This window comes from Bacillus sp. PK6-013, assembly GCF_054161445.1.
The window spans coordinates 935,038-960,818 of sequence record NZ_CP096417.1 but is presented as its reverse complement, the minus strand read 5'-3'; the positions used below and the strand labels follow the sequence as shown (position 1 = coordinate 960,818).

Below are 25,781 nucleotides of genomic sequence, written 5' to 3'. Positions count from 1 at the left end.
ATCCCCAGTTATATTAAAAACTATCGTTTACAGAGTCAACCTTGATCCAGACCTTTTTTCGCCTTGATTTTTGCTTCGTGAATTTGCTGCATCTTGTTGTTCCAGCAAGCTTCGCTTAAATCGACAGGATATTCTTCGGGCTTGCTGATCCGCTTATACTCTTCCCAAAGCAAACTGAGATTTTCTTGAACATACCGCTTAATATCCTGAATGCTCGGATTCTCATAAACAAGCTCGCCTTTTTCAAAGATCGGCTGGTGAAGGTCTTTCGCATCAAAATTCGTCACAAACTTGCTGATAAACGTATGAACGGGGTGAAACATCTTCAGCCGCTCCTGTTCATTGACCTTTTCATAGTCCAAAGCGATATAATCGCCTTCTGAATGATGGTTCAGCTGATTGATGATTCTGTACACCTTTTTCAAGCCTGGAGTCGTCACTTTTTCCGGATTCGAAGAAATTTTAATCGTGTCTGCCATCTTTCCGTCTTCTTCGATGGAAACGAGTTTGTAAACCGCGCCGAGAGCCGGCTGATCATAAGCGGTAATCAGCTTTGTGCCGACGCCCCAGACGTCGATTTTTGCGCCCTGGGCTTTCAGGTTCATAATCGTATACTCATCAAGATCGCTTGAGGCGACGACTTTTGTATCTGTAAAACCGGCTTCATCCAGCATGGCTCTCGCTTTCTTGGACAAATAGGCGAGGTCTCCGCTGTCCAGGCGGATTCCCGAAAATTCAATTTGATCACCGAATTCCTTCGCCACTTTGATTGCATTTGGAATGCCGGAACGCACCGTATCATATGTATCGACCAAAAAGACACATTTTTTATGGGTTTCCGCATATTTTTTAAATGCCGTGTATTCGTCGCGGTAGGCTTGAACAAGCGCATGGGCGTGCGTGCCCGATACCGGAATGTCAAAACGCTTGCCGGCGCGGACATTGCTTGTCGCATCGAACCCGCCGATAATCGCGGCCCTTGCTCCCCACATCGCCGCGTCCATTTCATGCGCGCGCCTTGTTCCAAATTCGAGCGCCGTCTCATCTCCTATCACACTTTTGATTCTCGCGGCTTTTGTCGCGATCAATGTTTGGTAATTCACAATGTTGAGCAGAGCCGTTTCAATCAGCTGCGCTTCGGCCAAAGGCGCTTCGATCCTCATGATCGGTTCGTTTCCAAACACGATTTCGCCTTCCTGCATGGAATAAAGCGAACCGGTGAATCTCATATCTTTTAAAAAGCTGAGAAAGTCATCTTTGAAGCCCAGCTCTTCTTTTAAATAAACTAAATCGCTTTCAGTAAATCTGAAATCCCGCAAAAACTCAATCGCTTTTTCAAGACCGGCAAAAACGGCAAAACCGCTGTCAAAAGGGAGCTTTCTGAAAAACAGTTCAAAAACGGCTTTCTTTTGATCAATGCCGTCGCGCCAATACGTTTCCGCCATATTAATTTGATATAGGTCTGTGTGTAGTGCTAGACTGTCGTCTGTAAAACGGTGTTCCAACCTTCATTTCTCCTTCCTCAATCTGACACTGAGGCTCCCAGGGTGTTTGCAAAATGAGAAAGAGCCCAGTCGTGCCCGTCCGGGTTAAAGCTAGCCACTGCGTTTTGATGAATGACAAGATTAAACCCTTTATTATAAGCGTCTACTGCGGTATGGAGCACGCATATATCTGTGCATACGCCAACGAGGTGCAGTTCTTTAATATCCCTTTCACGAAGCTTCAGCTCGAGGTTTGTCCCGGCAAAAGCAGAGTACCTTGTTTTTTCCATGTAATAGACATTCTGATCATGTTCGTGTTTTCGATAAAGCGCTTCAAGCTTTCCGTATAAATCCTGTCCTGATGTACCTTTTATATTATGTGGAGGAAACAAACGGGTTTCCGGATGATGCGAATCGCCGGCCTCGTGTGAATCGACTGCAAATACGACGTAATCGCCGTTTTGAATAAACGTTTCCGCGAGACGCGTCACGGCGTCTTCGATTTCCCGGCCTGGTTCTCCGCACGTCAGCTTTCCGTCAGCTGCGACAAAGTCATTTGTATAATCTATACATATAAGAGCTTTTTTCATTGCCGCCCTCCCCGCCTTTTGTATGATAGGTAACATTATAACTTATCTAAACGGACAAGTGAATGGCGAATCAAGCGGATATGGCTGCAAAGCCGCGCCAGCAGCGGGTTTTTTCTTTTTCAGAAAAAAACAAAAACCGCGGGTTTTCGCACGCCCTGTGGAAGACGCGTGCGAAAACCCGTGCCTCATCTCTTGTTTAAAACCGACTGCTCAAAGATGTCGTCCTGAACATAAATCGATTCTTTCTCTACAGCCTCACGCGCTGCGAGGACAAGTCCAAGGGGAGTATCCGATTGCTGGTCGGACACGATGGAAAAAGAAACACCTTGTTTATTGGACTCCTTGATGTAAGGAGATAAATGAGAGTAGTCGATTTCACCGTTCAGCAATAATGTCGCATCCGCTTTTGAGCCAAGCGCATCGATGACTTCGCGGTATGCCTGCGGACGCAGCACTTGTCCTTTCGTCAATGCGATGATAACCCGTTCCCTCAGCGAGCCTAAAAACAGTCTGCGTTCATCCGGCTTCGTTTCGCGTGGTCCATACATTCCCTGCTGTAAATATTGATCCATTGATTGGTCGCTCACGTCTTAGACCCTCCAGTTTATCTTGCTGGCAGCTTGTTTTAAGCTGCGTTTTTTTATCAGTATGCCCATGAAAACAGCGGGCATGAGCCCGGGCTACATTTCGGTCACCCATTGTACAATCTTTTTGGACAGCTCCTCGGCTGCATCCGCTTCAGCCACTTTCGACAATGACCGGTCAAGCTTTTCGGCGAGCTCTGCTTTTTCTTCCTCATAAGAAATCAGCTTACTCCACTCCAGTTGCGGTACAGCCACAAGCGTATGAAATTCCTTTTTATTTTCATGGAGGTAAACGTCTGTGATCATCTGATCTTTGTTCAAGATGTTTGCCTTCCTTATTTTCATCTTTGTCACCTGCCTTATCTATCTTTTTTCCCATTATACTATAAAAAAGAAACAGCCTCTTTAAAAGAGGCTGTCACAGGTTCAATGACTTGAAACCGTCGATCACATCCGCATCTGTGAAGGATGTTTTATTGCTATTGTTTTGAATCAAACCGTAGTCCCCTGTTAAAAATGTACCCGCTCCTCCTCCGGAAACATCCGTGCACTTCGGGGAAATGGCAAACACATCTCCAAAGAAGGCTGCGCTGTCATCAACGACTTGCCTGATAAAAATCGGTCCGACGATCGCCGGCATCTTCACACCTCCGCCATTCAATTTATTAGCATCATATGTGAAAATGGGCAAAACGTTCAGACTTCAGCATTTTCCGCCGTTTCTTTTTTATACCTCTGCCTTAAACGGACAAGGCGGACGATATTCAATGTAAAAGCCTTGAGCAGGGCATAAGCCGGAACGGCCAGGATCATGCCGAGAATGCCTCCGAAGCTTCCGGCGCCGATTAATAAAAGGATGATCGTCAGCGGATGCGTATTCAGGCGGCGGCCGATAATCAGCGGCGACAGCAGATTTCCGTCAGTCTGCTGAACGGCAACGACGATGATCAGCGCGATGAGTGCTTTCGTCGGCGAGTCGAGAAAAGCGATAATGACAGCCGGTGTCGCTCCAAGAAACGGTCCGACATATGGAATAATATTCGTCACGGCAATAATCACGCCGAGAATCAGCGCGTATTTCACACCGGCGATCCAAAAACCGATGAAGCAAGCCGTTCCGACAAACATACAAACGATCAACTGTCCTTGAATGTAAGCCGCCAGCGTCTCATACAAATCCTTAAAAATTTTCAGTCCTTCATTTTTGTACTTGTCAGGCAGAATCTTGACAGCCAAATTCGGGAAACGGTTGCCGTCCTTCAGCATATAAAACAGGATGAACGGCACGGTAACAGCCGTGATCGCAATGTTGGTCACAACACCGAATACAGAAGACAGGCTCCCTGTAATATTCTCAGGCAGGCTCGTCAGATATTCGCCGATTGAGCTTTCGATTTTGGCAACCGATACGAAGTCCTGATTCATCATCCAAGTGAACCACTGCGAATTCGACATTTGCTTAATGAAAATCTGGATCTGTTTCACATAGGACGGGATGCTGTTAAACAGATCGGTCACCTGCTTTGTAAACACAGGACCGACAGCTGACAGCACAAACCCGATGAATGCCACAAACACTAAATAGATCAGCAGAATGGACAGCGTTCTCGGCAGCTTTTTCTCAAGAAACCGCACGATCGGATTGAATATAAAATACAAGATTCCCGCAATTAAAATCGGAGTAAATAAAGTCGATGCAAATACAATGATCGGTTCGAAAAGAAAAGACACTTTTGTCGACACATAAATAATAAGAAGAACCAATAAAATTTGCAGCGTCCAAAAATGGGTTTTTGATTTAAACAAGCTTTGTTTCCTCCCGGCTTTTTTCATTAATCTAAAAACTACTATTCCCACTAACGTCTGTCAACTGTTTTCCTTCCATTCATACGAAAAAGCTTTGACAGGGTTTCATTTCAACACCTTTTTGAGCAAAAAAGATTGACAGCTTCATCCGTTGTAAATACAATAATTACAACGAAAGGGTGATTTGATGAAGATCAGCAGCAGATTTACGATAGCCGTACATATGTTATCCTTGATGCAAGTCCGAAGCGACCATTTGACATCAGAGCAAATCGCAGACAGCGTCAATACCAATCCGGTCATCATCCGCCAAATCAGCAGATTGCTGAAAAAAGCGGGCTTGATTGAAGTAAAGCGCGGCACAGGCGGCGCTCACTTATTACGGGATGCCGGCGCCATTTCTTTGTATGATGTCTATAAAGCCGTCGAAGTTGTCGGTGAAGGCGAACTGTTTCACACTCACGAAAATCCCAATCCTGATTGCTGGGTTGGTGCGAATATCCACCAGGTTCTTGAGCTTATTTTATTAAAAGCGCAAACAGCCATGGAGACTATACTCAAAGAAATTTCTATAAAAGAATTGACTGATCTGATTATCCAAAAAAAGAATGCTTCTCAATGAGGCATGATTTTTTCGACTCGTTGTAATAACCACACTTACAACTAGCGTCTGGTATTATATTTTTTCGCCTCGTTGTAATATTGTTCATTACAACAAAATAAAAGGAGGTGGGTACCATGTGATCAACACAGACGAATTCGGATTTCCAGCACATTAAGGGAGGACTTAACATGACGAATCATATAAAAGAAATCAACTGGGAGCAAAACACCAACTCTTACATTCAGCTCATACCGAATATTGAGTACACAAAAGTGAAAGACACTTCTTTGACATTACATTTGCTGGTGCGCCGCAATCCAATGGATGCGTTATTTAACCGGGAAGGCAATCAAGAAACATACCCGCTGATTATTTATCTGCAAGGGTGCGGATGGGGTTGGACAAAACAGGATACATCCGCCTTTATCCCCCAGCTGGTTCCATTTGTCGAGCAAGGCTATATCGTGGCAAGCGTTCAATACAGAGGCAGCGGAGAGGCGCTGTTTCCGGCTCAGCTTCATGATGTGAAAACAGCTGTCCGCTTTTTAAAAGCAAATGCCGACCGCTATAACATCGATCCTGATAGAGTGGGAGTCTGGGGGGATTCTTCAGGCGGCCATTTGGCTCTTTTGCTTGGATTGACCGAAGGAATTGAAGAATTAGAAGGCCAGGACGAATACCGTCATGTATCGAGCAAAGTCGATGCGGTTGCGGACTGGTTCGGCCCGGTTGATCTTCTGTCCATGAGCAAGTATCCGTCCATCTTCGACCATGATTCACCCAATTCACCGGAATCCAAGCTGATCGGTGGACCTGTTCAAGAAAACAGAGAACAGGCGAAACAAGCGAGTCCGATAAGCTATGTTCACAGGGACGCGCCCCCCATTCTGATCATGCACGGGGATCAGGACGATGTCGTCCCTTATGAACAAAGCGTCCAATTGTTTGAAGCCTTAATAAAAGAGGGCCATGAAGCCCTTATGTATAAAATAAACGGGGCCGGACATAACGGTTTTACCCAGGCTCATACCCTTGACATTGTCAAATCGTTCTTCCGCAAACATTTAAAGCCTGGAAAAGCATGAACATTGAAGGCCGGATATCCGGCCTTTCAGTGTATATTCCTATCTTTTATGAATATTTTCTAAATTTTTTTCAGTATATCGGTATAAAGTTCACCTTCAGAAAATAAGATGAAAACGCTTACAACAAAACCATGAGGTGAACAACGATGAAAAAACTGGTACTGCTCATGCTTGTTTTGCTGGTCGTGTATCCGCATGTATCGAAAGCGGGAGGATTTAAAGGAGGAGGAGGCGATCCGGGCCACTGGTTCGCGGGAGACCCTGTTGAACATCCTGATCCCGCAAAACCGCCGATTGTATTTGTCCATGGATTAAACGGCTCTTCAAGCGCTTGGTTTGACGAAAATGACATGGCGGAGCAGGCGTGGAAAAACGGATATGATGCGGCTTTTATCGATCTCCACCCCGATAAAGACATGCAGGATAACGGAGCGATGCTGGCCGCGAAACTGCGCGAAATCTACCAGCATTTCGGCCGCAAGGTCATTCTCGTTTCCTACAGCAAAGGCGGAATTGACAGTCAGTCGGCGCTGATTCATCACAACGCATACCATTATGTCGAGCGCTTGATTACGCTCGGAACCCCCCATCACGGTTCGCAGCTGGCAGACCTTGCCTACAGCAGCTGGGCAGGATGGCTCGCCGATATTTTAGGCCAGAAAAATGACGCCGTTTACTCTCTCCAAACAGGGTTTATGAAATCGTTCCGCGATCAGACCGACAATCATCCCAATCGATCGAAAACCAAATATTTCACCTTGGCAGGCAATAAAATCGGCGGGTTCGGCAGCGTTTTATTTTTTGGAGGCGTCTATTTAAACATGTTTGGCGAAAATGACGGAGCCGTCACCGAAAAAAATGCGAGACTCCCTTACGCCACAAACCTGAATACAGGGAAGTGGGATCACTTCTCGATTATTAAAGGAAACCTCACATTTCCTGTATTTATGCCTTTATTGACGGTTCAGGCATATGCAAATGAAACAGCGGCCATCAAGGAAAACCTATCGTACCCTTTCATCAGAGGAGGGGAAAATCATGGATTGAGAGAAGAGGAATTCGCCGTTGAAAAAGGCGTCAAGGAAATAACCGTTCACTGGCTGAGCAATCATTCCTCGGGAAATATCAAATTGACAGATCCGCACGGCAAGCCGCTCAAAGATTTTTCAATAGCAAAGACGGCGGATGTTTTTGAAGGGGGATTCGTCCATTCCGCTGCCATTAAAAATCCGGCAGCAGGTACATGGAAGATCGCATCATCTGTCAAACAAAAAGAGGCGTTTTTGTTCATTGTGACGTTCGATTCTCCTCTGAACCAGCAAATTAAAAACGCAGTCACCAGAGAATCGGCAAATCTTGCGAATGTTAAGACGTCCGTTCGTTCTATCCGCTATGAAAACGGAAAACAGGCCGAGAAAAAGTCGCTGAAACCAGCTTCCATCAATGCGCTGCAAAACAGCCTGTCATTCAAAAAAGCGGGCATGTATTCGGTGACGATCGACCTTTCAGGAAAAACGGCAGACAACTCGCCGTTTAACAGGACGATCATCCGCTCTATTTATGTAAATGACAAAGGGGAGAAGTTTGAAAACAGCCCTTTGTCCGATTAAACCGTTCTTTTCATGGGAGATAAAGATTCATCGACCATGCGGTCAAGTTTTCTGATCTTTTCAAGCGCCAGCTTATGATCGATTTTGCGGTAATGGTGGTTTCCGCCCGGCTCTTCATCCAGCTCATCTGCTTTTTTGACGATTTCCTGCAGCTTGTTTTTATCGAGGTCCCCTTCTGGCAAATAGGAATCCGTATGAAGCAAAATCGCCAAAGCAATCTCTTTTGCCGCTTTCCGATCTTCGCCGAGGCGGATCAGAAGCTTGTGAGCGCGCTCGGCACCCTTTATCGCGTGAATGTCGTTTTGCTTGTATTTTTCATAATCCCATTCCCCGTCGGTATACCATTCATAATGACCGATATCGTGCAGCAAAGCCGCTTTTGTCGCGATATCAGGGTCTACTCCCGCTCGCACCGCCAGGCGGTATGCGTGGTAAGCGCAGGCTACGGCATGAGCTACACCGGAGCGTGTTAAATATTTTTGTGCGATTGGATGGGTGAATACATCCACTAATGTTACGTTTCTCATGTAAACCCCTCCTTTATATATTTTTAGAATCCTAACATATTTTCATGTAAATCTCAATTGATCTGACACATCATATTTAAAATTCCGCTATATGAGCCGGCGCCATAATAAAATAAAAACAAGCACAATCGATTTGATGTGCTTGTTTTTTTATTTTTCACAAAAACTCTTTAATGTCATACACTCTGCCGTTTTCAAAGTCGGTCTCAAGCAGATCGAGCAGAACGCCGGCGACGTAAGGCGTGCTTCTCAGCTTTCCTTCTGTTTGATAGGTTTTGAATCGTTCAATTTCATGAAAGTCTTTTTTCGATGATGAACGTATTACCTCTTGCATGCCGGTATCCATGATCCCCGGTGAGAAAGAAATCATTTTCACCGGATCAGATTGATCTTCCTGTTCAAAGCCGAATGTTTTCGTGAACATATCGAGCCCCGCTTTTGAACTGCAGTAGGCGCTCCATCCTTTATAAGGGTTTTTGGCCGCACCTGATGATATATTGACAATCGATTTTTTACCTTTGTATGGCTTGAGCCATTTGGTAAACAGCTGGCTGAGAATCACCGGAGCTAACAAATTTAAGTCATAATGCAGCCTCAGCTCTTCCGGTTCAGCTTCACCGGCGCGCTTGATCGGCGTCACCATACCCGCATTGTTGATCAAGGTGATCGAAGTAAAATCGCGGGCTTGGACAGATTCTGTCAATTGCCGAAACCACTTTTCTGTTTCGGCGAGCTGTGTCAGATCAGCCTCATGCCGGATCAGCCTCTCATGACTGACTTCAGACTTGGTCCTTGAGACAGCGTGAACAATATGGCCTTTTTGCAAAAGCCCTTCGGCAATCGCGGCGCCAAGCCCTTTTGACGCTCCGGTAACAATGGATAAATGCATACGGCGTCCCTCCTTATCCATTATTGTACTGATTCATCAGCCTGCTTCTCAAGTGCAGCGGTTTTCTGTTCCGGAAGAAACGCGGCGAGCACGTAAAAAACCGCCGTCAGTAAACTGAACCATTCGAACACAATCAGCTGGAGAGCTGCCCCAAAAACAAGCAGACCTTGCGTCCATGAACCGCATTTCCCTTTTAAAATGCGAATCAAAGCAAAGATCATGATGGCGAGTGCCACACCCGATCCTAGCAAGCCATAACCGTAGTGGACAAAGTCCGCCATTGCCTGATCGTGTCCCTCCCTCATCGATGGGTATATCAGTAAAATGATGCCTAATGTGCAGATGACCACAATGTAATAGAAAATGGATTCTAATATGAGCAGCCCGTGTACTGCCACAAGCATTAATAACCAAATCGACGCCAATGCAAAAGCTAACCATGCAGATAGCACCTTATAGAACCTCGGATTTTTCATTGTTGAGCGCTCCTATTTTTTCTGCTGCCCGCTGACTTTCGGAATCAAAAAGAACAGACCTGCGATGCATAAGAGGATCAGCAGACCGTATAAAATGGGCAGGAAGATGGATTGCCGGCTTTCCGCAGCGTCATCTTCCCGTCCCGATAAGGACGGATTTGCCGAGAATGACAGGTCAAGCTGCTTCAGCTTTGACGCCACGGAATTGCTTTCATTCGTGAAGCTTCCGGACAGGCTTTTCAGCTTTTCGATGGCATCTTCTTTTTTCGAATCTGTAAATGAGAATTCCTTCAGTTCTTCTGGAATTGATATTTCTTCCTTGTATTCCGTCTCTTCTTCCTGAAGATAGTCCGTCTCGATTTTAATATCCTGCTTTTCATACTCGTTTGGCTTTACATCGACTTTATCGGTTTCCTCCGCCTTCACGAACGGAGTGAAAAGAAAGAAGGAGAGCATGACTGCCATGATCCCCTTCTTTCCCCATTTCGCATTAAGCATCATGGTCAGTCTCGCTTTCTTCTGTTCTTGATTTTGCAAAATCGATAATAAAAGGAACAGCAATCGCGATGATCGTGATTAAAATTAATGCTCCGATTCCGAGTGCAAACTGGCTTCCAGTTCCGTACTGAATCGACATATATACGGTTGATACCGGATTGTTAAAGCTGAAGTTCGGCATCGCCAAGTCAAGCAGCGGCGCTACATAGAACAGCACCATAGCGGCTGTTGCGATTCCGCCTGCGATCGATCCCAGCATAAACGCCGTCCGGATAATGGCTGAACTTGCGACCAACAGCAAGATCGTAAAGACCGACCACATGACGGCCTGATCGTCTGCGAGTGAGTAAATGTTCAAACCGAACAGACTGATCATCAGTCCGACTATAATATTCAAAATGCCAAACAGCGCGCCTCTGACTAAGAGCGGAGCATTTTGATAATGGTGGCTGAAATATCCGATCAGCAAGCTGGAAAGCATCACAATCACGAGAATGACGACCGGCGGTACGTTTTGCGCTTTCGACTCTGGAACATCCCCGCTGATTTTCACCGGACTTGCAAGATGATCGTATACATATCCGTCGTTTCCTCCGAACGCATTGCCGAGAATGCCGTACACGTCTCCGCGGATCAGCTTTGTCGTCGCGACATTTTGGCCCCAGTTTGAATTCAGGGTATCCGCTTTTTTCTGAACATCGTTCACACTTTCCTGAATATTGCCCGTGTACTCGATGACGCCTGATTGCGTTTCCGACAAGGAACCGAGCATGTTAGACAGCTGCAAAATGTCATTTCCGAGCGTGTCCTGCATGCTGATGACCATCGTTCCATCTGTCGCGTCTCCCTGCATGACCGCCGTTCCGGCGCCTTCCGGATTGCGCAGCTGTTCAGATACGGCATTTGCTCGTTCTGAAATCGTGCTGAGTTCATTCAGCGTTTCTGTTTGCTTTTCATCAATGAATGCGCCGTAGGTTGTTACAAAATCGGACATACCTTCTGTGTAATCTTGAATGTCCTCATTTGATAACAGCATGTTGTTTTTAAGGTTTTCCCATTTTTCCGCTTCGGTTTTACCAACTTTAAGGACTGTATTGAGGCCGTCTTGTGTCCCGGAAATGACGCTTTCCTTAGTTGAATAATTGACTGAACCGAAAAACGTTGTTTCATAATTTGATAGTAACTTATAGTAATTGAGCAGTTGATCGACATCTCTCGTACGAATGTTAGATTCAAAAGCTTTTTTTAAGGTGCTATCTTCTGGAAGATATTTTGATACTCTCTCTTCTATATTTTGAATTTTTTTATAGATAGCATCAATATCATCGTTCAGATCTTTTATTTCTTTCTTTAAATCCTCAATGTTTTCATTTAGGTTTGTAATTTCTCCACTCAGGTTTTCAAGCTTTTTTTTCAGCTCTTCATTATGAGTGTCTTGTTTTGTACGAAGGTCTTCTTCCACCTTTTTAAGCCGGGCAGCAGCTTCATTTAGCTGCTCTTTTAATTTGGCAACCTCGCCATCTGATCCTTCTGAAGGCGAAGGCTGTTCATTCCCAGGGTTCTGGGTATCTCCATCTTCACCTGTTGCTTGATCATTTGTCGGATCTTCAGGATTTGATGCGTCTTGTTGTCCGTTTTCCTCGGTTACGGCGGACGATTCTTGATTCTGATCAGAACTCGTGTTTTCACTAGTAGTGCCTTCACTCTGATCTGAAGCCGGATCTTCAGTAGCAGGGTCTCCGCTTTGGTCGGGACCCGGTTCTTCAGGAGATGGTTCCGTACCTCCCGTATCTCCACTATCATTATCGGAAGAATCTTTTAGCCCGTCGGATAATTCTTTGAGCTCAGCCGCAATGCTTTTCAATTCATCCTGCTGTTCTTGAAGATTGATTTCTAAACTGTTCGGCTGTTCTTCATCATCCTTGTCTTCATCACCTTTATCCTCATCATCCGAACCAGGATCGGTTCCATTCTGCGAATCATCTTCAGAGCCTTTCGACAGCTCTGAACGTTGGTCAATCAACTCAGGCTCAATTTTATTCAAATTAGCTTTTCTTGTTTCAGCCTGATAATTATCTATCAACTTATTTTGGATCGAATTAATCCCATTCAGTTGGATTGAAATCTGATCCTCCCGCGTTTTTTGCAGGTTTTCAAGAGAGGTAGAAGTCAAGCTAAACTGGTTTTGTAAACCATTGAGCGAAGTTGCCATGCCGTTCATTTGTTCGCTGAAGCGGCTTTGGGCGCTGGCTTGCTTGTCTTTGATAGATGTCAGGCCGTCTTGAATTTGTTTTTCACTGTCCGCCTGGGCCGATTGAAGCAGTTCCGACTGCTTTTCTTGATATTGTTTGTACTGATTGACGTTGTCGACGAAGCTGTCCAATTGTTTTTTGGATTCTTCTACGCCTGCGTTGCGCTCTTTTGATGTGCCTTCTGTTTCATTGATCGATTCTTTCAGTCTGTCGATCATCTCTTTTTGTCTTTCTACTTCGCCCGCTAAATTGTTGGAGCTCGGCTTGTAAAAATTGTACATCGCGTTTTGGAACTCTGATTCTTTGTTTACGATGCTGTCAAACTCTTTTCTGACCTTTTTGACTCCCTGTTTGACAAAGCGCCAATACAGGGAAGACATTTTTTTGCTCACCGTTTTTTGCGCGTCTTGAAGTTCGCGCTGGACTTTTTCCTTGTTGACGGCGTCAAGCTGGTCCTGAATTTTAAATTCCAGCTCCGCTTTTTGTGGACGCTCATGGTTATAGCTTAAAATGTTTTGCGAAAAGTCCGACGGAATGTAGACAATCGCATCGTATTGCTTCTCCGAAAGTCCGCTTTCTGCTGCGCTCCGGTTGACGACCGTCCATTTATAGTCCGGACGGTCAACCAGGGAAGCCGAGATTTCGTTCCCCAGCAGCGCATCTTCATCAACGGTTCCGTCATCTTTCAAAATGCCGGTATCTTCATTGACGACAGCGATTTCCCTTGTCGCGTTCGATACCTTTTTCGTCGGGTTCTCACCGATGAAATGAAAGAACAAGACGGGCAGCAAGATGATCGTGACGAAGGCGCTGATAATTTTCAGCGTGCTTTTTTGTTGTTCCGTCATTTCGTTTTCTTCCTTTCTACGGCACATAAAGGAATTTGAATTTTCCTCTCTTTGCCGTTTTCAACGATATAGCCAAAGCCCGGGAGAATTTCCGGCTCCTGGCGTTCATATGGGAGCTGAATCAAATTCTGCTCGGATTTTTTCATCAATAGCATGGCGTGTCTGACCTGCTTGACTTCGCTTGTCAGCGAATCATAGCCTTTTGTGAACTCGCTGTGATTTCCGGCAGGTATAAAGTGGAAGCCTAAATGGGCGTATGACTTCATAAACATCGCCATTTTATCCTGAATAGATGCGTCGATTGTCTGCTGGAACCGTGAAAGTCCGTCGACGATAAAGACCATCGGTGAAAAATCAAGGTTGGCGATTTCGCCTTGTTTAACGGCTTCCAAATACATCGCTTCTCTTGTCCGGCAAATTTCTTCCGTCTCAGCCAGCCAGAGCATAATGTCGTCTTTTGTTTCAAGATAGCTGATTTGATCCTCTGTCGCATATTGAGAAAGCCCTCTGTCTATCGAATCAAACACGGCAATTTTTTTCGTGTCATGGTCAAGCAGGTGCTCGAGCATGATCTTGATGACGTTTGTTTTTCCGCGCTGCGTCTGACCCATGATGAGGCAGTGCTTATTTTTCTCAAGGTTAAAGTATACCGGTTCGACAGATTCTTCATCGAGTCCCATTGGAATAAGGCCTCTTTCAGGCTGAAGCGGATAATCTCTCACAAACTGCGTAACGGAAAGCTCCAGCGGCAGCATCGGCACAGGCGCCGGCTTTCTCATGCCTTCCGACCGTTCTGCGATCGCCTGAATGTCGGATTTGATCCGTTCAAACAGCTCGATATCATTGTCCGCTTCCACAGGCATAAACATTTGTGCGAAGTATTGGTTTTCTTTATTGATAATGACGCGTCCAGGGATCGGTTCAAGGCTGAATTCCGGCCTTCCGATGATCGAATATGCTTCAGACTGATCCATCAGGTAGTGGACAACCCTCGTTTTCAGGTTGTTCAAGAGCGACTGTCTGATCGCATTGACCCTTGTCGCGGTCAGGATTAAATAAATTCCAAGCGACTGGCCGTCGCGTGAAAACTGGATAAATTCGCTTTCAAGTTCATGCATTTCGTCTTTAATGATGTCAAAGTTGTCGACCGTTATGAAAATAAACGGCAGCTTTTCCTCATTCAGCGCATTGTACATCTTGATATGGCTGATTTCTTTTGCGCGGAAAAGATTTTTCCGGTGCTCGATTTCCGCCTTGATCCGGACCATGAATTTCTCGATTTTTCTCGTTTGGTCCATCAAGAAATAATCCGCGGTATGCGGAAGCCTTGCAAGCGGAAGCAGCGTTCCGTTGCCAAAGTCGAAAATGTAGTAATGCAATTCTTCCGGTGTATATTGTTCGGCAAAGCTCATCATGAACGTCGTAGCGGTTAGGGATTTTCCGTAGCCTGACGATCCGACGATGCCGATATTGCCGTCATCCATCATGCGATAGCTGATCGGCTCCTGGCTTTGCTTTTCAGGTTCATCGATATAAGCAAAGTTAAAGGCATCCGCTTCCTCAGACGGGTAGCGTGTTTTAGGTATGCGCTCTTCAAGAGGCGGCAGCCAAGGGCTCGGAAGCTTCTCGATTCCCATTTCCTCTTGAATCCGTTCAATTTGTTCGACGACTGCGGAAATTTCCGTTACGGCCTCTTTTTTCGCAGTATGATCGGCGTCAACGTCTGACAAAGGAATTAAACCGGTGTCTGTGACGATCGCCACTTCATCCTCTGTGCCGTAGCCGTCCTCCATGTAAGGGGCGCCGCTCCATGCAGACTGGAACAGTTCATACACCTCATTGTTGCCGACTTGCAAATAACCGCGGCCCGTTACCGTGATGGTAGCCGCATCCCCATTTTTAAGGATTTCTTTACTGTCATTCGCATCCTGAACCTTCAAGGCGACCTTGAATCTGGAGTTACTCCAAATCTGGTCGTCGATGATGCCGCCCGGTTTTTGCGTCGCCAAGATTAAGTGCACCCCGAGACTTCGGCCGATCCTTGCCGCGCTGACAAGCTCGCGGATAAATTCCGGTTCTTCGCTTTTCAGCTCGGCAAATTCGTCTGAAATTAAGAAAAGGTGCGGCATCGCCGTTTTCGCTTTTTTCTGTTTGTAAAGCTTTGTATAGTCATTGATATGGTTGACTTTATACTGATCAAAGAGCCGCTGCCTTTTCTTCAGCTCACTCTTAATGGACGCCAGCGCCCGGTTGCTGAAGTTCTTGCTGCCTTCAATGTTAGTAATCGTTCCGAGCAAATGCGGGATGTTCCGGAACGGCTGCGCCATTCCGCCCCCTTTGTAGTCGATTAACAAAAATGCGACTTCATGCGGGTGGAAGTGAACGGCCAAAGACAAAATATAAGTCTGCAAAAATTCACTTTTACCCGAACCGGTCGTTCCGGCAAGCAGCCCGTGGGGGCCGTGGGCTTTTTCGTGAAGATTTAAATGAACAATGTCGTCTTTTCCTTTATAGCCGATCGGTACGGCCAAAGATTTGGCCGATTCGCTTGTCAACCATTTTTGGCCAATACCGATGTCATCGACTTCCTTCACTTGGAACAGTTCGAGAAACGATACGGTATCAGGAATCGAATTCGTCATGCCCGTCTGGTGGTCAAGCGTTCTCAGCGTCCGGGAAAACAGTTCGTTGTCTTCCCTGTTGTGGTGATCCAGCTGAAACGGGATCTGTACGGCTTTCTTTTGCTTGATCAAAATGTCGCCTTCCTGTTCAGTAATATACCGAACAAGGGTATGAATGTTTTCGGACAGGCTTTCTTTCGTCTCTGCCGCCACGATTGTCGACACTCCGAGGTTTTTCTGCTTGCCTTCCAAATATTCTAAAATGACGTGTTCCGCGATGAGCTGCTGATTTGTGATGATAAACACAAAGTGCGGCTTATACAAAGTATTCTTTTTGTTTTCATCTAAATCCCGTTCTCTCAAAATTTCATATATGCTTGAAAGGAGCTGATCTCTTGTCTGTTCGTTGTAAATAAACCCTTTCGCATAAATATGAGGCATCTGAAAATGCGGAAGCCACTTCATCCATTCCCATTCTTGATACTCGGCTTCGTCAAAAATAAAGACAAAGCGCAAATCATGATAGCTGTGGAAAAATGCGAGCTGGCCGACAAGCTGATGAATTTCATTTTTGACGACGGACAATTTTCCGACGACGCCCATCGGGCCTTCAGCAAGATTCACGGTGATCGGCGCATTTTTCAGTTCTCTGTAGACCTCTTCCATTTTTTGCGTTTGTTCAAGGAGATGGTCTGTATCGCGATTGGCCAAATCTCCGCCGTTCAAATTGATTTGGTATGAAGATGCAACATTTCCCGTTCCAAGGCGGATTTGCAGAAAATCGGCGCTTTCAATCGATTTTTCCCAAATCCGTCCGCTGATCTCCTTTGTTAAATACTTCATTCTCTCAAATGTAGGAAAATGGAAATCAAGGACGAACTTTTGCCTTTCTGCAAGTTCGTGCAGCTCTTTCTTTTTGTTTTCAAGGTAAAGGGTATAGACCCGCTCTCTTTTTTCTTCTCTTTTTTTACGCTGATTTTTGTCGCGGAAGTACTGCACGGTTGACGTAATCAGCGTCATCATAAACATCGCAAGGGAGACGATGATAAAGATTCCCCGCGGCTGAATGAGCGCCACGATCCCCATGACGAGCAGCATGACGATCGGAGGCAGAATCATCAGCCATAAGCCTCTGTTGTCTCCGTCGCTTTCCTGTGCCGGGAAGCTGAAGGATATCTTTTCATCCGGCAGATCGTAAATCATTCTCGGCGGCCTGCGGTATTGCGGATATTTATTTTTTGTCTCGGAGCTCGGCTTGAGAATGTTCTCCAAAGACGTATCATATTGCCCGAACCCCTCGATTTCCAAGAGGTCATCTTCAATGATGCGAAGAATATTCAGTCCAAATGCGATTTCGTCTCCATTTTGCACGGAGACCGAAGCGGACACTTCTTCTCCGTTCAAATAAATTTTGGCGCCATTCGGCAGGACATTCCATCGCCCGTCGAGGCGGATGAAGGAGAATGTACCTTTTTCTCCAAAGAATGAATCCGTTTCATTGAAATAAACATCCGCTTCTTGATCAAGGGAAGAAATGACGACTTCCTGTCTCTCTCCCAAATAGTAGGCGGGAACGCTGTCGGATTCTTCGGCTAAAAAAAGTGTCAGCTGTTCAGCGCCGCTTTGGACGGACGCCTTTCCGCCAAGCTTTAAAGAAGAAACAGTCTCCCCTCCCAGCTGCACGTTGAAAGCGTCTGAGTCCTTCTGCTTTTCCAGTACCACCGGGCCTTTTTCAAACGAAAAATGCTTGATCGTGACAGAATGTTTCAAATCCGGCCCGATGGTGAGCGTGCGGCTGTTCTGATCATCCAGTTTTATTTTTTGATAGTTTTTATGATAAAAAATCCATAACAGACTCATTTCCCCGCCTCCTGCCAACAACAGGTGTTTTCGCTTTTATTTATCATCTTTTTTCTTTTTGTCTTCCTTTTCTTTATTTTCTTTTTTCGCCTGCTCTTGCTCGGCTTTCTCCTTTTCAGCCTTTGCGGCTTCTACGTCCGCCTGGCTTTGCTCGGTGTTTGCCTGCTGGTTTTCATCAGTATTCTTCTGCTCTTTTTTATTTTGTTCCAATGTCTTATATAATTCGTCAAATTCCTTTTGCAGCGGCTCCAGGAGCTTTTCTCTCTCATCGCTCGACATTTGGTCATCCGCTTTTATTTCACTCATATATTTTGTGATTGCGTAGATAATTTGAAGGTCGTTTTCCAGTTTCCTGCCTGTCTCAAGAGCCCCCTTATTATCCCCCCGTCCGATCTGAATCCAGTAAAGGAAATTATTCGGATCGACTTGGAGCGTCAGGCTTTTTAAAGCATCTTCCTGCCAGTCCAATTCCTTCAATGCGCTCTCAACAAGCACATACGAATAAGCCAGCTGATATTGAACAGAATCAGGCATCTCGCCGGCATCATATTTATCAAGCGTACTGATGACTTTGCTGTACTGTTTATTTAAGAAGTAGCGGTTGCTTTCGATAAACGCCTGCTGTTTCGGTTGTGCAAAGAATAATGAGTAGAAGGAAAATAAAACAGCCGGTATTAAGCATAAAATAAGTCCTAACCCTATGTACCTTTGAATCTTCCATTTCTTCTTCGGAAGATGGACAAGCGTTTTTTCTTCGGCATCCAGTTCATCGATCTTCTTTTGAATGACGGCTTTCAAATCGCCGTACGTCCCGCTTGTGATGATGTCTTTTACCTGATCTGAAAACTTGATGGTTTCGCTGTATTTTAAATACTCTTCAAAAGTAAACTGCCCATCGACAGCAAGCGCAGCAGCGGCTTTCACTTCATTGAAAAGTCTTTCTTCGTCGTCTTCATATGGCGGAATGCTTTCTTTCACTCCATAATGTAAAAATTTAGGTGTTAATCCTTTGTCAAAGACAATGTTTTCAGGCGCAGCGATCAGGTGCAGCCTTTTAATTGAATGTTCTTCGACGGCTTTCACGAGCTGGTACGCAAAAAGCCATTTGCTTTTTTTATTTTTTCCTTTTATATAACGAAATTCTTTATATTCGGAAGGAGGCTGAATCAAAATTTGGACTTCATCATCGGTCATGACGGTTTCTTTATTAAAGGAAGGATCGACTTCTTTGATGACGTTTGCTTCCAAGCCGTTCACAAGATTGATCTTTTCTCTTTGAAAACGAAAGATATATGAACCGTCTTCTTTCGTCATGACGGCCTCTAATTGGTCTTCGAGATACGTTTTCTTTTTCTCTGCCATTCACCCAGATCCTTTCATAAAATTTCCAGGCGGTCACCTGTCGTAATTCCGCATTGCGATAATGTATATTCGCCTGAAAAAACGGCATCTTTATTTGTCACCCTTACCCAGTAGCCTTCCCGGGGAGGTACCGGTATGCTTTTGGCTTGCCACGCGATGTCGATTACCTTTTTAACAGAATGGTAATCTGACAGTCTGAGGTCAAAGGCGCTGCCGTCGTAATGTTTTAAATCGATGGTAATGTCAACATACACCAGTTCATCACCTCTCAATAGAAAAAGCGCCGTCATCTTCTTTTGAATTAGGCGCTTCTCTCATTCTTCTAATCTGTAAATTAGCCGCGGATTTGGCTAGCGATGTCTTGGTCAGTGCTTTCAAGAGTGTTAGCAGTCTGATGAAGTTGTTTAGAAACGTCGCTTAGAAGTTCAGCCATTTTAATAAAAGAAGGTCTTAGCTCTTGATATTGCTCTGAGAACGCACGGCTTGATTCACCTTCCCACATATCTTGAAGCTGGTTGATCATTTGATCAAGGCGCTGATTGACCTGTTCAGTCACATCTCCGCTTTCTTTTTGATATCTGTCAGCCATTTGCCGCAATTCAGCCGGCGTAACACGAATGATTCCTGACATATTCCTTATACCTCCTGCGCTATTCGCCCTAGATATGGGCTAAATAACTTATTTTTTTGAACGCTTTTATTATAAAAACAAGATTGAGGCACAGTCAAACAAATCTGTTGTTATTTTACAAAATGAGTCTAAAGGTTTATCATTCCTCTATTTCCACCCAGCAAAAATTATAGAAATCTAGTAAAATTATCTCAATTTTCTTCTCTCGTAACATTTGAATCAAATGACATGGTTCTGTGTACCCACTTGGGTCTGAACCGTTTCCATAGGATAAAGGAAGGATTGCATAAGCGCAAAAAAAGCCCGCCTCTAAGAGAGGCAGGCTTGTCTCGATCAGCCCACTTTCAAGCCGGCTGATTTTTGTTTTTCCTTATTATAATGGTGCAAAAAGAAATCGTCAGTTTCCGCCCGAATGACTTTCCATAAGAGCACAAGGGCGATTAAGTTCGGGATCATCATTAATGCGTTCGCCATGTCGGCAAAAGCCCATACAGTATTGAGGCTTGCGACTGCACCGTAATATGCAGCGATGACATAAACGACACGGTAAACCGGCACCCATTTTAAACCAACTAAATATTCCAGACATTTTTCTCCATATACATACCAACCGACAATGGTTGAATAGCCGAAGAAAATAACTGAAAACGTCACGATGTATTTACCCGCGGCTCCGAGCGAAGAAGCAAACGCGGCGTTTGTCAGCGCGCCGGCGTCAAGCGATGTATCGTGGGCAACACCAGAAAGCAGACCGCCTGAAGGATCCCAAAATCCCGTAATAATGAGGACGAGCCCGGTCATTGTACATACGATCAATGTGACGATGAATGTTCCCGTCATCGCAACCAAAGCAGCCTTGACGGGGTGATCGGATTTCGCGTTTCCTGCGATCAAAGCAGCGGTACCAAGACCCGCTTCATTTGAAAAGATTCCTTTCGACATGCCGTTTCTGATCGCCTCAGACACGACTACACCTGTAAAGCCCCCAGCGGCTGACACCGGATTGAAGGCGTGATAAAAAATCAGCTGGAACGCCGGAATGATTTGATCATAATGAAGGAAAATAATGATCAGTGAGCCGCCGATATAAAGAATCGCCATGACCGGCACGAAAATGCTCGCAACCGTGCTGACACGCTGAAAACCGCCGAAGATGATCGCGGCTGTCAATATCGCGAGCACAAGACCGATGATCCAGCCTGGAATTCCGAAGCTGTGTGTGACGACTTCCGAAATCGTGTTGGACTGGACGGAATCCCCGATTCCAAAAGAGGCAAGCACACCTGACAATGCAAATAAAACGGCAAGCGGCTTCCACTTCTTCCCGAGCCCTTTTTCGACATAGTACATCGGTCCGCCCGAATATTCGCCCCGCTCATTTTTGACGCGGTATTTCGTGGCGAGCAATGCTTCGCTGTATTTCGTAGCCATCCCTAAAAGACCGACGAGCCACATCCAAAACAAAGCCCCCGGACCTCCAACCGTAATCGCCGTGGCTACACCGGCAATATTCCCGTTTCCGATCGTTCCGGCAAGCGTCGTCATCAGCGCCTTGAAATTGCTGACATCACCGTCTGCTCCGGCTGATTCTTTCTCTTTCCCGAATGCAAGTTTGAATGCATATATCAATCTTTTAAATTGAAGCCCCCGCAGGATGAACGTCAAAAATAAACCGGTTCCCACAAGCAGAATGATGCCCGGGACTCCCCATAAAAAGCCGTTGATTTTCTCTAGAATCGCCAATGTTCCTACTCCTCTTATTTCAGAATAATTAAATTTGGTGTAATACATCGCTACGTTTATGAAAAATAATAAATCGCCAGCGACTTTTTTGTTGATTTTAACAAACAACTATATTCATAATAAAAGTAAGATGGGTATATGTCAAAATTTTTTCATGCAAACATAAAAGTAGGGGTTTTTTTATGAACAATCGAAACAATCCTTTTAAATATCAATATGACCGTTTAGAAGATGTGGCAGATCATATCAGCGAGGTGCTGGACTGTCCGATTACAATAGAAGACATCAACCACCGTCTCCTTGCTTACAGCACCCACAGCGACTACACGGACCCGGCGAGAACGTCAACGATCATCGGAAGACGCGTGCCGGAAAAGGTCATCAACAAGCTTTGGAAAGATGGAACGATTCCCGCCTTGATGAAAACCGACGAACCGATCAGGGTCGAGCAAATCGATGAAGTCGGCTTGTCGAGCCGCGTGGCGATATCAATCTGGAAAAACAGCGAGGTTATCGGTTTTATCTGGGCGCTGGAAAGCCAAAAAACGCTGTCGGAAGACGAGCTTCATCTTTTGAAGCTGGCTGCGGATTCCGTCAAAAACAAGCTGCTGCCTTATCAAGTCCGAAAAAGAAAAAATGAACAGCGCAGCCAGGAATTTTTCTGGAAGCTCTTGACCGGGCATATTTCGGAAGATCAGGAGATCTCCGACGGCTTTCATCAGCTTGGTATCGGGGTACCTTCAACTTACTCGGTCATCATCATCCGGCTGAAAGACGAAATCGAAGAAAAAACCGAAAAACAGCTCCACTACTTGCTGGAGACGACGCAGCAGGTGCAAATTCTTCTGGCTACAATCGATTATAATGAGCTGATTGTCCTCGCTTCGCCAAAAACGGGGCAAAAGGGACAGCCGTTCAATGATTTAAAGCAATTTGCCGCGAATATACAAAAGCAGCTTGAAGAGCGCTATAAACTGAACAACTGCACGATTGCGATCGGCGGAATGTACAGCTTGATCACCCTTGTACACCAGTCTTATCAGGAAGCGCTCTCGGCGCTGAAGGTCAAGGAGCGTTTTCCCGAAGAAACAAGGCAGCTCGTCAGCTTTTCAGAACTCGGCATCTATCAGTATCTCGACGTGCTCAGCGAAAAACGGAAACACGCAAGCTATCCAAACTATTCTTTAATGCAGCTTGAAGCATATGACAAGGAGCACCACTCCAATCTTGTCGAGACGCTTGAGCAGTTTATCGAATGCGACAGCAACGTCAACACCGCCGCCAAAAAGCTGAACATTCACGTCAACACGCTGAACTACAGGCTGAAGCGCATCAGTAAAATCGCCGAAATCGATTTAAAAAACATCAATGAAAAATTTACGATTTATCTGGAAATCAAGCTTCGCAACATGCATTTGTGAAATTCCACAAATGCATGTTTTTTTATTTTTCGATTCAAACAAAGAAAATTCTAAAAAGTCAGTATAAACTAAAACAACAACATTTTTACAGAAAAAGGAGGAATGATGGGATGATTATCGGCGTACCGAAGGAAATCAAAAACAATGAAAACCGTGTTGCCTTGACTCCCGGTGCAGCTTCTCAACTGATCGCGGCAGGACACCGCGTCATCATCGAAAAAGACGCGGGGGCTGGAAGCGGGTTTGAAAATGAAGATTACGTCTCAGTGGGAGCGGAGATCTCAGAACAGGCGAAAGCCGTCTGGGAAGCAGCTGATATGGTGATGAAAGTCAAAGAGCCGCTTCCTGAAGAATATCCGTATTTTAGAGAAGGGCTTATCTTGTTCACTTATCTGCATCTGGCCGCAGAGCCTTCCCTGGCTGAAGCATTAAAGCAAAAAGGCGTGACAGCCATTGCCTATGAAACGGTCAGCGACGGCCGCTCCCTTCCTTTACTGACGCCGATGTCAGAGGTAGCCGGGCGGATGGCCGCTCAAATCGGCGCCCAGTTCCTTGAAAAGCCGAAAGGCGGAAAAGGCATACTATTGGCCGGGGTACCAGGAGTCGCGCGCGGGAAAGTGACGATCATCGGCGGAGGCGTTGTCGGCACAAATGCGGCAAAAATCGCGGCGGGTCTGGGAGCTGACGTGACGATGATCGATTTAAGCGCGGAACGTCTGCGCCAGCTTGATGATCAATTCGGCAACCAAATCAAAACTTTGATGTCCAATCCGGTCAACATCGCTGATGCCGTCGCTGAAGCCGATCTCCTCATCTGCGCGGTGCTGATCCCGGGTGCCAAAGCGCCGACTTTAGTGACAGAAGAGATGGTCAAACAGATGAAACCGGGCTCGGTGATCGTTGACGTCGCAATCGATCAAGGCGGCATCGTCGAGACGGTGGATCACATCACAACCCACGACGATCCGACCTATGTCAAACACGGAATCGTCCATTACGCCGTTGCCAACATGCCCGGGGCCGTTCCGCGGACATCCACAGTCGCACTGACGAATGTAACAGTTCCGTACGCGCTTGAAATCGCAAATAAGGGCGCGGAAAAAGCAATACTTGAAAACCGTGCGCTAAAAGCCGGCGTAAACACAGCAAACGGCCATATTACTTATGAAGCCGTAGCCAGAGACTTAAACTATGATTACGTTCCGGCAGAGCTTGCGATCGAAAATTCGTCGTCAGCCACCGGTGCATAGCATCAAAAAGACAGAGCCCCGGGAAACAGCTCCGAGACTCTGTCTTTTTCTTTTATTCCGTTTTCCGCCGATCCTGAATCAATTTTGCGGTAATCACAGAAACAGGGATCACCGCAAACAGAACGATTCTCCACAGCGTCCTGTCTGAGGCATCGCCGGCTGCGGCAAACAGCGGCAAAACCGCCGCAGCTGTCAGCGCTAATAAAACAGCAAAAGCCTTTTTCTTGAATGATGCGATCAAAAGCCAAAAACATACGGTCAGCATGCAAAATATGAGCAGCTATACGAAAAACATTTCATCCTCCCCCGCTAATCAAAGCTGTACCTTTCTTCTTTCCAAGGATTTCCCCTCATATGGTACCCGTTTTTCTCCCAAAAGCCCGGATGGTTTTCCTTTGTAAACTGAATGCCCCTCAGCCATTTGGCGCTTTTCCAAAAATACAGATGCGGCATGACCGCTCTTAGCGGAAAACCGTGCTCCGGTGTGAGCGGGGCGCCGTTGTGGGAATGAGCCAAAAGAGACGAATCCTTTAAAAAGTCTTCGAGCGGAACATTCGTCGTCCAGCCTTCCTCTGCATGCAAGATGACAAATTTGGCTTCGGGAAGCGGCTTTACTCTTTCAGCGATCTCCTTTGTTTTGATCCCTTCCCAGACATTATCGAGCCTGGACCAGCCTGTTACACAATGAATATCATTGGACACTTCGCTCTGCGGCATGTCATGCAGATCATTCAAAGACAGCAGGAGCGGCTGTTCGACAAGTCCGTAGACTTGCAAATTCCATTTTGAGAGGTCTTTGTATTCCGGAACATCGCCTGCATGAAGAACAGGAAAAGATGTCGTGACATTTTGGTTTGGAGGCACCCTGTCGGACTTGTGCGGTTTTGTTTTTCCAAAAAACACGAAAGAACCCCCTTTGTTAACTTTGTTTAAAAAGTGGTTGACAAACTATTTTACGATCTCTTACGATAAGGTTGTGTTGAATCACTGAGGAGGAACAAAGATCATGAATAAAAAGAAACTTCGCGCCGCTGATATGGCGCTTGTCGGAATGTTTGCCGCCCTCATGGGGATCGGCGCTAATATCACTTCGTTTGCCCCGTTTCTGCAAATCGGCGGTATTCCGCTTACGATGCAGCCTTTCTTCTGTCTGCTTGCCGGGCTTCTGCTCGGCCGCAAATTAGGTGCGCTATCCATGATCGTTTATGCGTTAGTCGGCTTTGTAGGCGCTCCTGTATTCGCTTCTTTTTCAGGCGGTATTTCCGTTCTTTTCAAAGGAAGCGCCGGATTTATTCTATCCTACATTCCTGCCGCATATGCCGCGGGCTGGATCACGGACAAAGTATCAGAACCGAGAACTGGCCACTTTTTCACAGCTTCATTGATCGGTACACTAATCATTTATCTGATTGGCGTCAATTATACGTATCTCGCGTTTTCAACTTGGCTCAATACACCGTTGTCTTATTCTGCCGTTTGGAAGATGATGACCTGGTTCTTCGTGAAAGACTTGGCATTCTCCGTTCTGCTCGCCGCGCTCGCCTCAAAGGTTTTCCGGGCGGTTCAAAAAGGCGCAGGCTTCAGAAGAAACCCGACCTATTAATTAAGAGCAGGCGGTGCGGTTCTCTTTTTATTTTAAC

Annotated in this window: 24 protein-coding genes; 6 read left to right on the top strand and 18 right to left on the bottom strand. The window is 45.8% G+C overall.

All coding sequences use genetic code 11. The annotated features are described in order from the left end of the window. Nucleotides 1-35 precede the first annotated feature (35 nt). The 6 genes from M1E03_RS04765 to M1E03_RS04740 all read right to left on the bottom strand — a co-directional run bounded on the left by M1E03_RS04765 (nucleotide 36) and on the right by M1E03_RS04740 (nucleotide 4,464). On the bottom strand, nucleotides 36-1,445 hold the full coding sequence (locus M1E03_RS04765) for a nicotinate phosphoribosyltransferase (RefSeq protein ID WP_229029889.1): 1,410 nt from the start codon (nucleotides 1,443-1,445) through the stop codon (nucleotides 36-38). A gap of 77 nt (nucleotides 1,446-1,522) precedes the next feature. Continuing rightward, complete coding sequence (locus M1E03_RS04760) at nucleotides 1,523-2,074, bottom strand: cysteine hydrolase family protein (protein WP_020452795.1); 552 nt, start codon at nucleotides 2,072-2,074, stop codon at nucleotides 1,523-1,525. 185 nt (nucleotides 2,075-2,259) lie between these two features. Beyond that, complete coding sequence (locus M1E03_RS04755; RefSeq protein ID WP_026580054.1) at nucleotides 2,260-2,661, bottom strand: YueI family protein; 402 nt, start codon at nucleotides 2,659-2,661, stop codon at nucleotides 2,260-2,262. Nucleotides 2,662-2,754: 93 nt separating this feature from the next. Next, the gene (locus tag M1E03_RS04750) at nucleotides 2,755-3,003 is read right to left on the bottom strand and encodes a YueH family protein (protein ID WP_020452797.1); all 249 of its coding nucleotides are present in this window, start codon (nucleotides 3,001-3,003) and stop codon (nucleotides 2,755-2,757) included. 73 nt (nucleotides 3,004-3,076) lie between these two features. Further along, nucleotides 3,077-3,298 (bottom strand): spore germination protein, encoded by a 222-nt coding sequence (locus M1E03_RS04745; RefSeq protein ID WP_020452798.1) that lies wholly within the window; start codon nucleotides 3,296-3,298, stop codon nucleotides 3,077-3,079. Nucleotides 3,299-3,354: 56 nt separating this feature from the next. After that, on the bottom strand, nucleotides 3,355-4,464 hold the full coding sequence (locus tag M1E03_RS04740; protein WP_023856161.1) for an AI-2E family transporter: 1,110 nt from the start codon (nucleotides 4,462-4,464) through the stop codon (nucleotides 3,355-3,357). Between the two features lie 187 nt (nucleotides 4,465-4,651). On the opposite strand from M1E03_RS04740, the gene M1E03_RS04735 reads away from it, so the two are divergent. From M1E03_RS04735 to M1E03_RS04725, 3 genes are all read left to right on the top strand, one after another. Beyond that, nucleotides 4,652-5,086, top strand: coding sequence for an Rrf2 family transcriptional regulator (locus tag M1E03_RS04735; RefSeq protein ID WP_020452800.1), 435 nt, complete (start codon nucleotides 4,652-4,654; stop codon nucleotides 5,084-5,086). A 170-nt stretch (nucleotides 5,087-5,256) separates the two neighbouring features. Beyond that, nucleotides 5,257-6,153, top strand: a complete 897-nt coding sequence (locus tag M1E03_RS04730) for an alpha/beta hydrolase (RefSeq protein ID WP_095292394.1) — start codon at nucleotides 5,257-5,259, stop codon at nucleotides 6,151-6,153. Nucleotides 6,154-6,299: 146 nt separating this feature from the next. Beyond that, nucleotides 6,300-7,763 carry an esterase/lipase family protein gene (locus M1E03_RS04725; protein WP_458110701.1) on the top strand — a complete coding sequence of 488 codons (1,464 nt, stop codon included), beginning with the start codon at nucleotides 6,300-6,302 and terminating at the stop codon, nucleotides 7,761-7,763. On the opposite strand, the gene M1E03_RS04720 is transcribed toward M1E03_RS04725, so the two are convergent. The 10 genes from M1E03_RS04720 to M1E03_RS04675 form a co-directional block, all read right to left on the bottom strand. Continuing rightward, complete coding sequence (locus tag M1E03_RS04720) at nucleotides 7,760-8,290, bottom strand: HD domain-containing protein (RefSeq protein ID WP_020452803.1); 531 nt, start codon at nucleotides 8,288-8,290, stop codon at nucleotides 7,760-7,762. The two genes, M1E03_RS04725 and M1E03_RS04720, sit on opposite strands and share 4 nt — an antisense overlap. A gap of 157 nt (nucleotides 8,291-8,447) precedes the next feature. Beyond that, nucleotides 8,448-9,179 (bottom strand): (S)-benzoin forming benzil reductase, encoded by a 732-nt coding sequence (locus M1E03_RS04715; RefSeq protein WP_101561515.1) that lies wholly within the window; start codon nucleotides 9,177-9,179, stop codon nucleotides 8,448-8,450. A 20-nt stretch (nucleotides 9,180-9,199) separates the two neighbouring features. After that, entirely contained in the window at nucleotides 9,200-9,655 is a 456-nt protein-coding gene (locus M1E03_RS04710; RefSeq protein WP_023856164.1) for a hypothetical protein, read from the bottom strand. Nucleotides 9,656-9,667: 12 nt separating this feature from the next. Next, the gene (gene essA, locus M1E03_RS04705; protein WP_025809752.1) at nucleotides 9,668-10,156 is read right to left on the bottom strand and encodes a type VII secretion protein EssA; all 489 of its coding nucleotides are present in this window, start codon (nucleotides 10,154-10,156) and stop codon (nucleotides 9,668-9,670) included. Further along, entirely contained in the window at nucleotides 10,146-13,253 is a 3,108-nt protein-coding gene (gene esaA / locus M1E03_RS04700) for a type VII secretion protein EsaA (RefSeq protein ID WP_458110700.1), read from the bottom strand. The genes essA and esaA overlap by 11 nt, the downstream gene beginning before the upstream one ends. Continuing rightward, complete coding sequence (gene essC, locus M1E03_RS04695; protein WP_059231514.1) at nucleotides 13,250-17,734, bottom strand: type VII secretion protein EssC; 4,485 nt, start codon at nucleotides 17,732-17,734, stop codon at nucleotides 13,250-13,252. Before essC ends, esaA begins: the two co-directional genes overlap by 4 nt. A 36-nt stretch (nucleotides 17,735-17,770) precedes the next feature. After that, nucleotides 17,771-19,096 carry a type VII secretion protein EssB gene (essB, locus tag M1E03_RS04690; RefSeq protein WP_224146415.1) on the bottom strand — a complete coding sequence of 442 codons (1,326 nt, stop codon included), beginning with the start codon at nucleotides 19,094-19,096 and terminating at the stop codon, nucleotides 17,771-17,773. Between the two features lie 14 nt (nucleotides 19,097-19,110). Next, nucleotides 19,111-19,350, bottom strand: a complete 240-nt coding sequence (locus M1E03_RS04685) for an EsaB/YukD family protein (protein WP_020452810.1) — start codon at nucleotides 19,348-19,350, stop codon at nucleotides 19,111-19,113. Between the two features lie 80 nt (nucleotides 19,351-19,430). Beyond that, entirely contained in the window at nucleotides 19,431-19,727 is a 297-nt protein-coding gene (locus M1E03_RS04680) for a WXG100 family type VII secretion target (protein ID WP_003184900.1), read from the bottom strand. A gap of 333 nt (nucleotides 19,728-20,060) precedes the next feature. Further along, nucleotides 20,061-21,518 carry an alanine/glycine:cation symporter family protein gene (locus tag M1E03_RS04675; RefSeq protein ID WP_458110791.1) on the bottom strand — a complete coding sequence of 486 codons (1,458 nt, stop codon included), beginning with the start codon at nucleotides 21,516-21,518 and terminating at the stop codon, nucleotides 20,061-20,063. Nucleotides 21,519-21,652: 134 nt separating this feature from the next. Between M1E03_RS04675 and M1E03_RS04670 the strand changes: the two genes are divergently transcribed. Both M1E03_RS04670 and ald read left to right on the top strand, forming a co-directional pair. Then, nucleotides 21,653-22,891 (top strand): PucR family transcriptional regulator, encoded by a 1,239-nt coding sequence (locus M1E03_RS04670; protein WP_020452812.1) that lies wholly within the window; start codon nucleotides 21,653-21,655, stop codon nucleotides 22,889-22,891. Between the two features lie 110 nt (nucleotides 22,892-23,001). After that, nucleotides 23,002-24,141, top strand: coding sequence for an alanine dehydrogenase (gene ald / locus M1E03_RS04665; RefSeq protein ID WP_128823051.1), 1,140 nt, complete (start codon nucleotides 23,002-23,004; stop codon nucleotides 24,139-24,141). 52 nt (nucleotides 24,142-24,193) lie between these two features. Here the strand turns inward: ald and M1E03_RS04660 are convergent, their stop codons facing one another. Then, a complete protein-coding gene (locus tag M1E03_RS04660) occupies nucleotides 24,194-24,406 on the bottom strand; it encodes a hypothetical protein (protein WP_023856171.1) in 213 nt (70 codons plus the stop codon). Nucleotides 24,407-24,450: 44 nt separating this feature from the next. Beyond that, nucleotides 24,451-25,044, bottom strand: a complete 594-nt coding sequence (locus M1E03_RS04655; protein WP_035337616.1) for a sulfite oxidase-like oxidoreductase — start codon at nucleotides 25,042-25,044, stop codon at nucleotides 24,451-24,453. 103 nt (nucleotides 25,045-25,147) lie between these two features. Between M1E03_RS04655 and M1E03_RS04650 the strand changes: the two genes are divergently transcribed. After that, the gene (locus tag M1E03_RS04650; RefSeq protein ID WP_020452815.1) at nucleotides 25,148-25,744 is read left to right on the top strand and encodes a biotin transporter BioY; all 597 of its coding nucleotides are present in this window, start codon (nucleotides 25,148-25,150) and stop codon (nucleotides 25,742-25,744) included. The last annotated feature ends 37 nt before the right edge of the window (nucleotides 25,745-25,781 follow it).

Bases quoted from the DNA above. Each gene is read 5' to 3' on its own strand.
- esaA (WP_458110700.1), bottom strand. From the start codon at position 13,253: ATGACGGAACAACAAAAAAGCACGCTGAAAATTATCAGCGCCTTCGTC.
- M1E03_RS04760 (WP_020452795.1), bottom strand. From the start codon at position 2,074: ATGAAAAAAGCTCTTATATGTATAGATTATACAAATGACTTTGTCGCA.
- M1E03_RS04765 (WP_229029889.1), bottom strand. From the start codon at position 1,445: ATGGCGGAAACGTATTGGCGCGACGGCATTGATCAAAAGAAAGCCGTT.
- M1E03_RS04745 (WP_020452798.1), bottom strand. From the start codon at position 3,298: ATGCCGGCGATCGTCGGACCGATTTTTATCAGGCAAGTCGTTGATGAC.
- essA (WP_025809752.1), bottom strand. From the start codon at position 10,156: ATGATGCTTAATGCGAAATGGGGAAAGAAGGGGATCATGGCAGTCATG.
- essB (WP_224146415.1), bottom strand. From the start codon at position 19,096: ATGGCAGAGAAAAAGAAAACGTATCTCGAAGACCAATTAGAGGCCGTC.
- M1E03_RS04670 (WP_020452812.1), top strand. From the start codon at position 21,653: ATGAACAATCGAAACAATCCTTTTAAATATCAATATGACCGTTTAGAA.
- M1E03_RS04730 (WP_095292394.1), top strand. From the start codon at position 5,257: ATGACGAATCATATAAAAGAAATCAACTGGGAGCAAAACACCAACTCT.
- M1E03_RS04715 (WP_101561515.1), bottom strand. From the start codon at position 9,179: ATGCATTTATCCATTGTTACCGGAGCGTCAAAAGGGCTTGGCGCCGCG.
- M1E03_RS04680 (WP_003184900.1), bottom strand. From the start codon at position 19,727: ATGTCAGGAATCATTCGTGTTACGCCGGCTGAATTGCGGCAAATGGCT.
- M1E03_RS04735 (WP_020452800.1), top strand. From the start codon at position 4,652: ATGAAGATCAGCAGCAGATTTACGATAGCCGTACATATGTTATCCTTG.
- M1E03_RS04675 (WP_458110791.1), bottom strand. From the start codon at position 21,518: ATGTATTACACCAAATTTAATTATTCTGAAATAAGAGGAGTAGGAACA.
- M1E03_RS04660 (WP_023856171.1), bottom strand. From the start codon at position 24,406: ATGCTGACCGTATGTTTTTGGCTTTTGATCGCATCATTCAAGAAAAAG.
- M1E03_RS04725 (WP_458110701.1), top strand. From the start codon at position 6,300: ATGAAAAAACTGGTACTGCTCATGCTTGTTTTGCTGGTCGTGTATCCG.
- M1E03_RS04710 (WP_023856164.1), bottom strand. From the start codon at position 9,655: ATGAAAAATCCGAGGTTCTATAAGGTGCTATCTGCATGGTTAGCTTTT.
- ald (WP_128823051.1), top strand. From the start codon at position 23,002: ATGATTATCGGCGTACCGAAGGAAATCAAAAACAATGAAAACCGTGTT.
- M1E03_RS04720 (WP_020452803.1), bottom strand. From the start codon at position 8,290: ATGAGAAACGTAACATTAGTGGATGTATTCACCCATCCAATCGCACAA.
- M1E03_RS04650 (WP_020452815.1), top strand. From the start codon at position 25,148: ATGAATAAAAAGAAACTTCGCGCCGCTGATATGGCGCTTGTCGGAATG.
- essC (WP_059231514.1), bottom strand. From the start codon at position 17,734: ATGAGTCTGTTATGGATTTTTTATCATAAAAACTATCAAAAAATAAAA.
- M1E03_RS04750 (WP_020452797.1), bottom strand. From the start codon at position 3,003: ATGAAAATAAGGAAGGCAAACATCTTGAACAAAGATCAGATGATCACA.